This window comes from Achromobacter dolens (assembly GCF_902859745.1).
Taxonomy (GTDB): Bacteria; Pseudomonadota; Gammaproteobacteria; order Burkholderiales; family Burkholderiaceae_B; genus Achromobacter; species Achromobacter dolens.
Genome location: NZ_CADIJW010000052.1, coordinates 25,073 through 38,112 on the forward strand (window position 1 = coordinate 25,073; position 13,040 = coordinate 38,112).

Genomic DNA, 13,040 nt, shown 5'->3' on the forward strand with positions numbered 1-13,040 from the left:
GATCCCCGCCGCGCCTTTCACTGCGTACGCGACGCGGACCGCGCGCATGCCTACACCGGCCGGCTGGCCTGCGCGCGCCAGCACTTGACGGGGTCATCGCGCACCAGCGACTGGTGTACGCCGATCCCAGCCATCACGCCCGAGGCGCTGGCCAGCGTGGCATTGCCCATCTGCAGGCTGGCATCGCCCGCGGCGTACACGCCCGGCACCGTGGTCTGCTTGAAATCGTCGACCCGCAGGTAAGGCCCCAGCAAGCCCTCGTCGAAGGCGCAGCCCAGCTGCATTGCCAGCGGGCTGGCCATGTGCACGCGGCTGGCGACGAACAGCGCATTGACCAGCAGGCGGCGGCCATCGGCCAACTGCACCGCGTCGATGCGCGGCGCCGGGCCGAGCAACTGCGTCACCGGGGTGCGCTCGATGCGCACGCCACGGGCGGTCAGCAGCGCGGCCTGCTCGGCATCGGGCTCGAACTCGCCCTGGGTGAAGTAGGTGGTGGGGCCCCAGTCGGGCAGCAGCGCGGCCTGGTGCGAGGACATGGGGTGGGCGGCCAGCACGCCCAGCGGCTGGTCGGCCACTTCATAGCCATGGCAGTAGGGGCAGTGCAGCACCGTCCGGCCCCAGCGTTCCCGCAGGCCCGGCAGCGCGGGGAGTTCGTCGCGCACGCCGATGGCCAGGATCAGGCGTGCGCCGCGCAGTTCGCGGCCATCTTCCATGGTGACGAGGAAGCGGCCCGATTCGCCGGCGGCGCTGGCGGCGGCGCCGTCGATGAAGTCCACGGTGCGGTAGGCGCCCAGTTGGGCGCGTCCAACGGCGACGATCTCGGCCGGCGTCTTGCCGTCCTGGCCCAGGAACCCGTGCGAATGCGCGGCAAAGCGGTTGCGTGGCAGGCCGGCATCCACCAGCGCGATGCGGCGGCGGGCACGGGCCAACTGCATCGCGGCCGACAGGCCGGCGAAGCTGCCGCCGATGATGATGGCGTCGTAGCAGGGGGGCAGTTTTTCGGGCTTCATCGCTATCTCGATACTTTAAAAGTTGCATGATACGGCGATCCCGCCCGGTCATGCAACTTATAATGTTTCAAACCATGAACCAGGAGTCTTTCCATGCGCAGTGATAACCGCCTGTCCCGCATGCTGCACGTGCTGCTGCACATGGCGGAGCAGGACGCGCCGCTGACTTCCGAGACCATCGGCAAGATGCTGAGCACCAATCCCGTGGTGGTGCGGCGCATGATGTCCGGCCTGCGCGATCGCGGCTACGTGCAATCGGAAAAGGGCCACGGCGGCGGCTGGGTGCTGACGCGCCCGTTGTCCGAGCTGACGCTGCTGGACGTCTACCAGGCGCTGGGCGAGCCGCCGATCTTCGCGCTCGGGCTGGACCAGAGCGAACCGAAGTGCCTGGTGGAGCAGGCCGTCAACGCCGGGCTGGAAGGCGCGATGGCCGAGTCGCGCCGGCTGCTGCTGGAACGCTTCGCGACCATCCGCATGGATCAGTTGGCGCGGGACTTCCAGGAACGGCTCAAGCAGCATCCCCATTGCGGCTGACGGCGGTCGTCAGCGCGCGCACCACGTCCACCAGGGCGACCTGGCCCTTGATGATCCGGTCGCGCGGACCTTCGAAGTCGATCCACCCTTCATTGAAGCCGTCCAGCATCTGAATGCGGGGGATCGGATCGCGCATGCCCTGGGCCGTGAACAGCGCGCCCCAGCGCTCGCGCGGCACGGCGCGGACGGCCACCGACCGGCCCAGCACTTCGGCAAAGGCCCGGGCGGCATTGAGCGGACTGACCCGTTGCGGGCCCTCCAGTTCCACCACACGCAGGCCGGTCCAGTCTTCCCGCAGCAGTTGCGCGCCGACCCGGCCGACGTCGGCCGTGGCCACCATCGGAATGGCGCGCTCCAGCGGTTGCAGGTACGAGTCGATGACGCCCTGGTCGCGGGCGCTGGCGACATCCCAGGCCAGGTTCTCCATGAACCAGCCCGGGCGCAGCAGCGTCACCGGCAATGGCAGGCGGCGCAGCGCCTGTTCCATCAGGGTGCGCTGGGTCAGCAGGTTCTGCTGGTCGGACTGGGCGCCGATGGTCGACAGGCATACGACCTTGGCGGGTTGGCCCAGCGCAATGGCGGAGGTGACCGCGTCGATGACGGCGCGGGCCTCGGGAAAGCCGGGCCTCGGATCGAATTCGGACGGCGGCAGGATGAATACCCCGTCGGCCCCGGCGAAGGCGCGCGCCAAGGCGTCGGCATCGGTCATGTCGGCGATGGCCACGTCGCAGCCGCGGGCGATCCAGGCGGCGGCGTTGGCAGGGTTGCGCAGCACGGCGCGCACGGGCAGGCCCGCTTGCAGCAAAGAGGCGGCGAGCGCGCCGCCGACCTTGCCGCTGATTCCGGTAATGGCATACATGGGATTCTCTCCAGGTGGGGGGCGGGATGCGGATCGATCACGCCGGAACGCATCGTAGGCGCTGGCGATCATTGAGAGAATGGCAATTCAGTCATAACATTCATGACGTTTGCTCACTTATCTGGAATGTCTCGATGGATGGCCGCATATTGGCGAATATCGGCGTATTGGCCGCCGTGGTGGAAAGCGGCAGCTTCGCGCGCGCGGCGCAAACGCTCGGAATCACGGCCTCCGGGGTCAGCCGCGCCGTGAGCCGGCTGGAGGCCGGCGTTGGCGTGCGACTGCTGGACCGCACCACGCGGGCGGTGGCGCTGACCGAAGAGGGGCGTCGGCTGTACGAACAGATCAATCCGCTCGTCGCCGGCATCGGCGAAGCGATCGACAGCGCCAGCGGCGCGTCGGTGGCGGTCAAGGGTCGCCTGCGCGTCAACGCCGATGCCTTTTTCGCCCGTCTGATCTTGGCGCCCCACGTGGGGCGGTTTCTGCAGGCGCATCCCGAGCTGACGCTCGATCTGGCCACGCGCGAGCAATTGGGAGACCTGGTGTCCGAGGGCTTCGATGTGGCGATCCGCTTCGGCGAGCCGCCGTCTTCCTCGCTGGTATCGCGCAAGCTGCTCGATACCCGTTCGCTGACCGTGGCCGCGCCGTCCTATGTGCGCAAGCATGGCGCGCCCGCGACGCCGGCCGATCTGGCGCGTCATGCCTGCATCCAGATGCGCAGTCCCATGACCGGCCAGCCGTTGGCGTGGTCGTACCGCAAGAACGGCCGGACCACACAAGTACAGACCTCGGGTCAATTGCACCTGTCCGATGGCTGGACGATGCTGGGCGCGTGCCTGGCGGGCGCGGGCATCGCCCGTTTCAAGGCCAGCGGCGTGCGTGAACTGATCCGCAAAGGCGAGCTGGTCGAGTTATTGCCGGACTATGTCGGTGACCGCTACGCCCTCTACGCGCTGTATCCTTCCCGCCATCTGCCCGCTGCCAAGGTGCGCGCGTTCATCGAGTTCGTGGTCGGCATCCTGGACGATCCCGCGGGGTAGGGCACGCCACCGGCCGCCGGTGTATCCTCGCAGGCGAGCCCGCCCCGCATCCCGGGCGCCGGCCCGCGCAAGAGAACACGGACGGCGGCCATCCGCGCCAGTTCGGCACTGCCCGACCAGGAGACATCGAACATGCTATTGACCGAAGAACAGCTCAGCGTCCAGGACATGGCGCGCCGTTTCGCCCAGGAACGCCTGGCGCCCAATTCCGAGCGCTGGGACCGCGAACACCACTATCCGGCCGACGCCATCCGCGAGATGGCCGACCTGGGATTCTTCGGCATGCTGGTGCCGGAGGAATGGGACGGCAACGCCAGCGGCTACCTGTCGTACGCCGTGGCGCTCGAGGAGATCGCGGCGGGCAATGGCGCCTGCTCGACCATCATGAGCGTGCACAACTCGGTCGCCTGCATGCCGATCCTGAAGTACGGCAGCGACGCGCAGAAAGACCAGTTCCTGCGGCCGCTGGCCACGGGCGCGGCCATCGGCGGTTTCGCCCTGACCGAGCCGCAGGCCGGCTCCGACGCCAGCAGCCTGCGCACCCGCGCGGTGCGCGACGGCGACCACTACGTGCTCAATGGCGCCAAGCAGTTCATCACCTCGGGCCGCACGGGCCAACTGGTGATCGTGTTCGCGGTGACCGATCCGCAGGCCGGCAAGCGCGGCATCTCGGCGTTCATCGTGCCGACCGACACCCCGGGCTACCAGGTGGTGCGGGTCGAGGACAAGCTCGGCCAACACCTGTCCGACACCTGCCAGATCGCCTTCGAGGATATGCGCATTCCCGCCGCGTGGCGGCTGGGCGAGGAGGGCGAGGGCTACAAGATCGCGCTGTCGAACCTGGAGGGCGGCCGCATCGGCATCGCCTCGCAGTCGGTCGGCATGGCGCGCGCGGCGTTCGAATGCGCGCGCGACTATGCGCGCGACCGCCAGGCCTTCGGCAAGCCCATCATGGAGCACCAGGCGGTGTCGTTCCGGCTGGCCGACATGGCCACGCAGATCCACGCCGCGCGGCAGATGGTGCTGCACGCGGCGGCGCTGCGCGAGGCCGGCAGGCCGGCGCTGACCGAGGCCTCGATGGCCAAGCTGTTCGCCTCCGAGATGGCCGAGAAGGTCTGCTCGGCCGCCATCCAGACGCTGGGCGGCTACGGCTACCTGGCCGACTTCCCGGTGGAACGCATCTACCGCGATGTGCGCGTGTGCCAGATCTACGAAGGCACCAGCGACATCCAGCGGCTGGTGATCGCGCGCGCTTTGTAGGACGGCGCGACGCGCGAGCGGGGGCCGCCGAGGCGGGCGGCCCGCGGGCGCCGGCGGCATGGTTGACGCTGCGCGCCGGCAGGGCCTGCCGGGAGCTCAGTCCAACAAGGCCTGCACGGCGGCCTGCGCCGGCGCCGCCAGCGGCTGTTCACGTTGCAGCCGCGCGATCTTTTCCTCGAACTCGCCCGCCACATCCGGCCGCACCTTCTTCATGGCGCGCACCGTCTGCGCCAGCAGCAGGCGGGCGTTGACACTTTGCGGGAAGTCCAGGCACTGGCGCAGGTTGCCGTCAATGATCTCGCGTTCGCCATTGAGCTGGCCCGGCTGGTCCGGGTCGGCGCCGTTGCAGCGCACGGCCAGCAACTGTTCCAGGCGCAACAGGTAGTACGGGAAGGCGGCGCCGTCCGGCACCGTGTAGTTGGCGGGCGCCGCCAGCGGCGCCTGCGCGGTGGCGCGGCCGACCAGCGCCACCAGTTCCTCGGTCAGGCGCTGGATCGCGGCGGTCGGATCGGCCATCGGGAATTCGGCCGACAACGCGCCGATGCACTCGGCGTCCTCGGTGCGCACCAGGCGCACCTCGGCGCGCCACGGCTCGGCCACGGTGACCAGGTGCGAGATCACCACGTAATCGCTCTGCGCCTCGCATTGCTGCGCGTAGCCGATGGCGTCGGTGTCGTCCCAGGCCGCGCCGCTCAGCAGGAAGCCGGGATGCGGCTCGGTCAGCCACGGCACCAGCGTCTGCGTGCGCAGGCCGCAGCGCAGCGCCAGTTGTTCGTTGAAGTACAGCGGCAGCGCGCGGCTCAGGCGGCCGGTGGCGTCGGCCAGTTGCCGCTCGGCGCCTTCGGGCGCGTCGCCGATCTCGGCCGAACCGCCCAGGAACGACACCAGCGGACGGTCGGGCGTCACCGGCGTGAACAGCGCCGCCGCGGGCGAATCGGGCGTCAGCCAGACCGGGCCGCGGCCCAGCAGCATCGCCAGCCGCATCTGCGCCGGTTCGGTGGCGCCGTCACCCAGCGCGGCGCGCGCCAGTTCGGTGTCCCAATAGCCCAGGTTGTCCTTCCAGTCGGGGCGCTGCTGCGCGTAGAGCTGGTCGAGTATGGCGCGGGCCTCGTCGTGGCGGCCCAGTTCGACGTAGGCGCGGATCAGGTTGTTGCCGACCTGGATGCCGTGGTGGGCGGCCTCGAAGCGCGGCCCGGCCAGTTGCACGATCGGCTCGATCGCGCCGGCGTTGCCCAGGTCGCCGCTCATCTGCGCCAGCAGGTCGGCGGGCGCGGGCGTGCCGGCGCGGGCGAGCGATTCTTCATACATGGCGAGCGCGCCGGACAGGTTGTGCGCGCCCAGTTCACCGTGCGCCAGCCACAGTTGCGCGCGCCAGCTCCCGGGCAGGGCGGCGACCTTGCGCATGGCGGCCACGCCGGCGGCGTCGCCGCCGTGTTCGCGGTGGATCGCCTCGTACCAGCCCAGGCCGTTGTCCTGGTTGGGATCCAGCTCCAGCGCATGCCACAGCGTGGCCAGGGCGCCGGCCTCGTCGCCGCGCTCGTCCTGGATCTTGGCCAGGTTGGTCAGGACGATGCCGGTCTCGCCGTGCGCGGCCATGAAATCGCGCAGCACCCGTTCGGCGTCGTCGAGCCGGCCGGTCTTCATGTAGACGATGGCCTGCAGCACCACGCCGCGCTCGGCGCCGGGTTGCAGTTCGACCAGGCGGTCGGCGGGCCTGACCATTTCATCGATGAAGCCGTCGCCGAGCGACTGGATGATCAGGCCGGCGAGCGAGTCGGGGTCGTCCCAGTGGCGCTCGATGGCGCCGGCCAGCACGTTGTCGCGCCACTGGTCGCGCGGCACGAAGATCTCGCGGCCGTAGGCGTCGTAGGCGCGAATCATGTCGGCGTCCTGCGGCGCCTGTGTGTCAGAGGCCGCCGCGTCGGCGGGCTGCGGCGCGGGCTGATCGGCGTGCGCGGCGGCGTCGGCGGGAGCGGCTTGCTTGCCGAGCAGTTTCTTCAGAAAGCTCATCGGGTCGGTTCCTAGGTTCGGGCGCCCGCCGCGCGGACGCGGCGGGCAAGGCGGCGACGCGCCCAGAGGGTGTAGATGACGAGGTTGCCGGCGACCAGCAGCAGCGCCAGCGCGACCTGGACGCCGCGCGTCAGGCCGTCCGGGTAGATCAGCGCCAGGACGTAATGCTCGATGAAGCCGCCGGCATAGCCTTGCTGGCCCGCCTGCTGGCGCAGCGAGACTTCCAGCGGCGTCAGCGGGCAGATCCAGCCCATGCCGACGACCATCGCGCCCCAGGCCAGCGCCGGCAGGTGCAGGTAGGCCAGGCGCCAGCGCCAAAGCGCCAGCAGGCCGCCGAACACCACGAAGGCGACGAACAGGCCGTGAATGATCAGGACGGCGTCGGCCAGCAGGCGAGGGATCATGCGGGCATTCCTCTGGTGGGCATCCGCTGTCGCCGGGGCGACGGGGCCGACACGACGCGTTCGTGGCGACGGGCGGAAGGGGCGCCGGGCGCGGATGGCGCCGGCGCCGGTCGTCAGGGTTTCAGGTCGCGCAGCAACTTGGCCAGTTCCGGCGCGGTCATCAGCGACACGCCCTCGGCGCGGGCGTATTGCAGGGCGTTGTCGGACACCTCGCCCAACGCAATGTAGATGGCTTCGCGCGCGCCGCGCTTCTCGCGCGCCGCCTGCAGTTCGCGCAGCGGCTCGACGCCGACCCGCGCGGCCTTCCAGCGCTTGGCGCTGACCATGGCGACGTGGCCGTCCTTGGCCAAGGCGAAATCGGCGCCGGGGCCTTGCAGCCGTTCGACCTCGCAGCCATCGCGGCGAAAACCGGCCTCGACCGTGGCGGCGAACTGCTGCCACGACATGGCCGCGGCGGCCTGCGCCACGGCCTCGACGCGGGCGCCCGACGGCGCGCGCAATTGCTTGTAGGCCGCCATGATGGCGATTACCGCGAACGGCACGGCGGCGAACACGCCCATGGCCGCATACTCCAGCGGCAGCGCGGCGAATCCACCCACCGACAGCAGCAGCGCCACGCCGGCGCTCATCCACCACGGCGAGCGCAGCAGCACCGCGAAGATGGAGTTCTGCGACATCTTGAACTTCATGACGCGCGCACCACGATACGCACGTCGCCGCAGGTGACGATCTGGCCGGGACGGATCTTGGCCGTCTTGCGCGTTTCGACCACGCCGCCCACGCTCACGTGGCCTTCGGCCACCAGCATCTTGCCGGCGCCGCCGCTGTCGCAGACGCCGGTGGCCTTGAGCAACTGGTTGACTTCAATAAAGGCGCTGCCTTCGGCAAGCGTGAATTCGATGATGGGCATGGCACGGACGGGCGTTGAATGGGGATCGGGCGGTCAGGCCTGGCCGCCGGGGGCGTTGCCGCCAACGGGCGGGGCCGGCGGCGCGGGGGGCGCCGGGGGCACGTCGGCGGGCGCCACGGGGCGGTCGCTGGGGGCTTCTGCGCGCGCCATCCAGGCGATCAGCGACGAGCGCATGGCTTCCTCGACCGACATCTGGATCGGCTGCACCCATTCCTGCGGCACGAATACGGTATAGCCCCCGATCATATAGCCCATCGGCAGGTACACCGCCACGCGGTCGCCCTGCGTGAAGCCTTCCGGCAGGCCGTCCAGGTTGCGGCGCGTCACCAGGCCGACCAGCTCCAGTTGCTGGCCCGGGATGCGCAGGATCACGACCTGCTGGGCGGTGGCCTTGGAGCTGGGCGAGAAGTAGTCGGCGAAGCTCTTGAGCGACGAGTAGATGCTCTTGACCACCGGCAGGTTGGTGAACGGCATTTCCAGCAGCGCCATCACGCGCTTGACGCGCTCCTTGGACACCAGGTAGCCGATCGCCAGGATGCCCAGGATGCCCAGCAGCAGCCCCAGGCCCGGAAAATAGAAGCCGCCGATGAACGGGCGCAGGAAGGTCAGCGCCACCGCCTCGGTCCAGGCCAGGAAGATGTAGAGCAGGTAGATCGTCAGCGCCAGCGGCAGCACGGTGATCAGGCCGCGGAAGAAGTACTTGTAGAGACGGGTCATAGTCATGAAGCCAGGAAATCGGGGTCGGGTCCTACGCCGCGCGGACCGGAAGGGCCGAAAGCATAGCAGCAGGCGGCGCAAAGTCCGGTAACAAGACGCGGGAATTGCTACCGGTCGACGGGCAGATACAGCGTCTCCTTGATCTCCTCCATCACCACATAGCTGCGCGATTCGGCCGACGCGGGCAGGCGCTTGAGGATCTCGCCGAGCAGACGGCGGTATTCATTCATCTCGGTCAGGCGGGCCTTGACCAGGTAGTCGAAGTCGCCCGACACCAGGTGGCACTCCATGACCTCGGGCACATACAGCAGCTCTTTCTTGACCTTGTCGAACACGTCGCCCGACTTGGCCGAAAGCTTGATCTCCAGGAACACCAGCAGGTTCTTGCCGAGCGCCGCCGGGTTGACGCGCGCATGGTAACCGGAGATCACGCCTTCGCGCTCCATGCGCTTGACGCGGTCGGAGCAGGGCGTGGCCGACAGGCTGACGCGCTCGGCCAGTTCCGTGACGGAAATACGGCCTTCCCGCTGCAGGATATCCAGGATTTTCAGGTCGATACGATCGAGATCGCGCATTTCACTTCTGGCGGTCGAAAAAAGGAGCTTGGCCGGGAAAAACCACTGCCGAATGAAAATCTTCAGTGATTTTCACTGCGATGAGGCTCATAGACTACCGAAATTCCTGACCAAATCCAAACTTCGGAACGAATCATGCACGTCATCGTCCTCGGCAGCGGCGTCATCGGCACCACTACGGCCTATTACCTGGCCCGCCAGGGGGCCAAAGTGACGGTGCTGGACCGCCAGCCCGGCGCCGCCCAGGAGACCAGCTACGCCAACGCCGGCCAGGTGTCGCCGGGCTATTCCACGCCTTGGGCCGCACCCGGCATTCCGCTGAAGGCCATCAAGTGGCTGTTCAAGAAGCACGCGCCGCTGGCGATCCGCCTGGACGGCAGCCTGTACCAGCTCAAGTGGATGGCGGCGATGCTGGCCAACTGTTCGGCCGAGCGCTACGCGGTCAACAAGGAACGCATGCTGCGCCTTGCCGAATACAGCCGCGACTGCCTGCGCGAGCTGCGCGCCGACACCGGCATCCATTATGAAGAGCGCACCCGCGGCACGCTGCAGTTGTTCCGCACCGAGGCCCAGATGGAAGCCGCGCGCCGCGACATCGCGGTGCTGGAAGAGGTCGGCGTGCCCTACGAGCTGCTGGACTGCAACCGCCTGGTGAGCGCCGAGCCGGCGCTGGCGCGCTCGCTGCACAAGCTGGCCGGCGGCCTGCGCCTGCCCAACGACGAGACCGGCGACTGCCGCCTGTTCACCACCCGCCTGGCCGCAATGGCTGCGGCGCTGGGCGTGGAGTTCCGCTATAACCAGTCCGTCACGGGCCTGAACACCGCCGGCGGGCAGGTGACCGGCGTGCGTGTCGGCAACGAGGTGCTGACGGCCGACCGCTACGTCGCCGCCTTCGGCAGCTACACCCGCGGCTTCCTGGAGCCGCTCGGCCTGGACCTGCCGGTGTACCCGGTCAAGGGCTATTCGCTCACCATCCCCATGAAGGACGAGGCCGCCGCGCCGGTCTCCACCATTCTGGACGAGACCTACAAGATCGCCGTCACCCGCTTTGACGACCGGATCCGCGTCGGCGGCATGGCCGAGCTGTCGGGCTTCGACCTGCGCCTGAAGGACGCGCGCCGCAAGACGCTGGAACTGGTGGTCAACGATCTGTTCCCCGGCAGCGGCGACGTGGCCCGCGCCGAGTTCTGGACCGGCCTGCGCCCCATGACGCCGGACAGCACGCCCGTGGTCGGCCCGACCCGCTACGGCAACCTGTTCCTGAACACCGGCCACGGCACGCTGGGCTGGACCATGGCCTGCGGCTCCGGCAAGCTGGTGGCCGACCAGGTGCTGGGCCAGCGGCCGCAGATCCGCACCGACGGCCTGGCGCTGTCGCGCTACGACCGCCAGGCCTCGGCCGAGCGGCCGCTGGTGCTGGGCGGCAAGGGCGCCTGATTCCGGCCTGTTGCCCGCATCCTTGCCTCCGGCGCCGGCACAAGCCGGCGTCCCGACGGCCCGCCCGGCGCACGATGCCGGCCGGGCCGTTGTTCCAGCGGGCGCGGCGCAACATTGCCGCGACACTTGCAGGCCCGTTGACGCCACAGGGAATCGACGCCGGCCTCTACAATCGGCGGCATGACCCATTTCCTGCATACCGCCGATTGGCAGATCGGCCGTCAGTACGGCCAGTTCGAAACCGATGACGCCGCCTTGCTGGCCGAGGCCCGCTTCGATGTCGTCGCGCGCATCGCCGCGCTTGCCGCCGAGCGCCAGGTCGACGCGGTGCTGGTGGCCGGCGACGTGTTCGACACCCAGGCGGTGTCCGACCGCACCATCCGCCGCCTGTTCGCCGCGCTGGCCGCCTACGCCGGGCCGTGGGTCATGATCGCCGGCAACCACGACGCGGCGTTGGCCGACAGCGTCTGGAGCCGCGCCGCGCAACTGGGCTGCATCCCGCCCAACGTGCGGGTGCCGTTGCGTACTGGCGTGGTCGACCTGCCAGCGCAGAACCTCGCGGTGCTGGCCGCGCCGCTGACCCAGCGCCATACCTACGACGACGTCACCCAGGCCTTCGACGCGCTGGAATCCGAACCCGGCCGCGTCCGCGTGGGCCTGGCCCATGGCAGTGTCGCCGGCCGCCTGCCCGACGCCATCGACTCCACCAACCCCATCGCGCCCGACCGCGCCGCCCGCGCGCGGCTCGACTACCTGGCGCTCGGCGATTGGCACGGCTGCCTGGCCATCGACGAACGCACCTGGTACGCTGGCACGCCCGAGCAAGACCGCTTTCGCGGCAACGAACCCGGCTATGCGCTGGACGTGCGCATCGATGCGCCGGGCGCCCCGCCACGCGTCGAACGCGTGGCCACCGGCAAATACCGCTGGTCCGCCTGGACCGAAACCCTGAGCCTGCCGACCGACGCCCAGGCGTTGGCCGACCGCCTGGCGGCGCTGCGCGCCGAAGACGTGCTGCGGCTGGAACTGCAGGGCCACGTCAACGTGCCGACCTGGGAGGCGCTGCAACGCGCCGTGGACCAGGCGGCGGCGCAGGCGAGGGCGGTGCTGCCGGACTTCTCCGGCCTGCTGCTCGAACCCGACGAGGCCGACCTGGCGCAACTGGGCGCGAGCGGCTACGTCGGCGAAGTGGCCGCGCAACTGCAGGCCATGCAGGCCGATCCCGACCAGGCGGCGGTGGCCGGCGAGGCCCTGCGGCTGCTGCTGCGGTTCCAGCGCGAAGGCGCGGCGGCGGGAGGCGCGCAATGAAGCTCACGCGCATCGCCCTGGAAGAATTCCGCAAATTCCGCCAGCCCCTGGTGCTGGATGGCTTGCAGGACGGCCTGAACCTGTTCGTCGGTCCGAATGAGGCCGGCAAGAGCACGGTGGCCGCGGCCATCCGCGCCGCGTTCCTGGAACGCTACAGCACCAGCACCGTGTCCGACCTGGCGCCGCGCGGCGAGAGCGGCGCGCGGCCCGGCGTCGAACTGGCATTCAGCCATGCGGGCCACGATTACCTGCTGAAAAAACACTTCCTGTCGCGGGCCCGCTGCGAACTGCTGATCGACGACGGCGCGCAACGGCTCGATGGCGAGGAAGCCGAGAACGCACTGGCCGCGTTGCTGGGCTTCGAACTGGCCGCGCGCGGCCAGAGCAAGCCCGGCCTGGCCGGCGTGCCGGGCCTGCTGTGGATCCAGCAGGGCGACGGCCAGAACCTGCAAACCGCCGCTAGTCACGCCGGCGGGCATCTGCGCGAGGCCCTGACGCAGTTGTCGGGCGAGCTGGCCTCCGGCGACGGCGACCGGCTCTACGAGCGCGTCGCCGCCGAGCGCGCCGCCTTGCTGGATGCGCGCAACGGCCGCCCCAAGGGCATCTACAAGGACGCCGAGGACGCGCTCGCCGCCGCCCTGGCCGAGCGCGACCAATGCGCCCAGGCCAAGGCCCAGCTCGACGCCGACGTCGACCGGCTGGCGGCGCTGCGCGCCGAACACGCGCGCGCCGAGGCCGGCCAGCCCTGGAAGGATTTCGAGGCCCGCGCCGCCGAGGCGCGCGCCCGGCTCGCGGCCGTGGCCAAGGAACGCGAGGCGCTCGAAGGGCTGCAACGCGAACAGCGCCAGGCGGCCGAAACCTTGGCCGTGCTGCAGGAACAGGTGCGCCGCGACCAGCAGGACGAATCCGAATTGCAGGCCCTGGTGGCGCAGGCGCGGGCCGCCCGCGCCGCGGTCCAGCAGGCGCAGGAGCCGCT

General features: G+C 69.8%; 14 protein-coding genes. 6 read left to right on the forward strand and 8 right to left on the reverse strand.

All coding sequences use genetic code 11. From position 1 onward, the window contains the following. Positions 1-50: 50 nt before the first annotated feature. Positions 51-1,010: an NAD(P)/FAD-dependent oxidoreductase gene (locus HV783_RS24815; RefSeq protein ID WP_116793175.1), complete on the reverse strand. Its 960-nt coding sequence runs from the start codon at positions 1,008-1,010 to the stop codon at positions 51-53. Between the two features lie 93 nt (positions 1,011-1,103). Between HV783_RS24815 and HV783_RS24820 the strand changes: the two genes are divergently transcribed. Beyond that, entirely contained in the window at positions 1,104-1,544 is a 441-nt protein-coding gene (locus HV783_RS24820; protein ID WP_054502709.1) for an Rrf2 family transcriptional regulator, read from the forward strand. Here the strand turns inward: HV783_RS24820 and HV783_RS24825 are convergent. Further along, entirely contained in the window at positions 1,519-2,403 is an 885-nt protein-coding gene (locus tag HV783_RS24825; protein WP_175190065.1) for an NAD(P)H-binding protein, read from the reverse strand. The genes HV783_RS24820 and HV783_RS24825 overlap by 26 nt on opposite strands. Before the next feature lie 134 nt (positions 2,404-2,537). Between HV783_RS24825 and HV783_RS24830 the strand changes: the two genes are divergently transcribed. Together HV783_RS24830 and HV783_RS24835 are read left to right on the forward strand one after the other, a co-directional pair. Next, a complete protein-coding gene (locus HV783_RS24830) occupies positions 2,538-3,443 on the forward strand; it encodes a LysR family transcriptional regulator (RefSeq protein ID WP_064528109.1) in 906 nt (301 codons plus the stop codon). Between the two features lie 132 nt (positions 3,444-3,575). Next, positions 3,576-4,703, forward strand: a complete 1,128-nt coding sequence (locus tag HV783_RS24835) for an acyl-CoA dehydrogenase family protein (protein ID WP_006385295.1) — start codon at positions 3,576-3,578, stop codon at positions 4,701-4,703. A gap of 96 nt (positions 4,704-4,799) precedes the next feature. Here the strand turns inward: HV783_RS24835 and HV783_RS24840 are convergent, their stop codons facing one another. The 6 genes from HV783_RS24840 to HV783_RS24865 form a co-directional block, all read right to left on the reverse strand. After that, complete coding sequence (locus HV783_RS24840) at positions 4,800-6,713, reverse strand: tetratricopeptide repeat protein (RefSeq protein WP_175190066.1); 1,914 nt, start codon at positions 6,711-6,713, stop codon at positions 4,800-4,802. 11 nt (positions 6,714-6,724) lie between these two features. Further along, complete coding sequence (locus tag HV783_RS24845; protein WP_175190067.1) at positions 6,725-7,117, reverse strand: DUF2784 domain-containing protein; 393 nt, start codon at positions 7,115-7,117, stop codon at positions 6,725-6,727. Between the two features lie 113 nt (positions 7,118-7,230). Next, positions 7,231-7,806, reverse strand: a complete 576-nt coding sequence (locus HV783_RS24850; protein ID WP_054502704.1) for a restriction endonuclease — start codon at positions 7,804-7,806, stop codon at positions 7,231-7,233. Beyond that, positions 7,803-8,027 carry an RNA-binding S4 domain-containing protein gene (locus HV783_RS24855; RefSeq protein WP_175190068.1) on the reverse strand — a complete coding sequence of 75 codons (225 nt, stop codon included), beginning with the start codon at positions 8,025-8,027 and terminating at the stop codon, positions 7,803-7,805. Before HV783_RS24855 ends, HV783_RS24850 begins: the two co-directional genes overlap by 4 nt. Before the next feature lie 33 nt (positions 8,028-8,060). Further along, entirely contained in the window at positions 8,061-8,744 is a 684-nt protein-coding gene (locus HV783_RS24860; protein WP_144655078.1) for a DUF502 domain-containing protein, read from the reverse strand. Between the two features lie 107 nt (positions 8,745-8,851). Next, a complete protein-coding gene (locus tag HV783_RS24865) occupies positions 8,852-9,319 on the reverse strand; it encodes an Lrp/AsnC ligand binding domain-containing protein (RefSeq protein WP_006394672.1) in 468 nt (155 codons plus the stop codon). Positions 9,320-9,454: 135 nt separating this feature from the next. Between HV783_RS24865 and HV783_RS24870 the strand changes: the two genes are divergently transcribed. The 3 genes from HV783_RS24870 to HV783_RS24880 all read left to right on the forward strand — a co-directional run. Next, the gene (locus tag HV783_RS24870) at positions 9,455-10,756 is read left to right on the forward strand and encodes a D-amino acid dehydrogenase (RefSeq protein ID WP_175190069.1); all 1,302 of its coding nucleotides are present in this window, start codon (positions 9,455-9,457) and stop codon (positions 10,754-10,756) included. Positions 10,757-10,936: 180 nt separating this feature from the next. Further along, a complete protein-coding gene (locus HV783_RS24875; protein ID WP_175190070.1) occupies positions 10,937-12,064 on the forward strand; it encodes a metallophosphoesterase family protein in 1,128 nt (375 codons plus the stop codon). After that, the coding region (locus tag HV783_RS24880) for an AAA family ATPase (protein ID WP_175190071.1) at positions 12,061-13,040 on the forward strand (980 nt) is incomplete at its 3' end. The genes HV783_RS24875 and HV783_RS24880, both read left to right, overlap by 4 nt.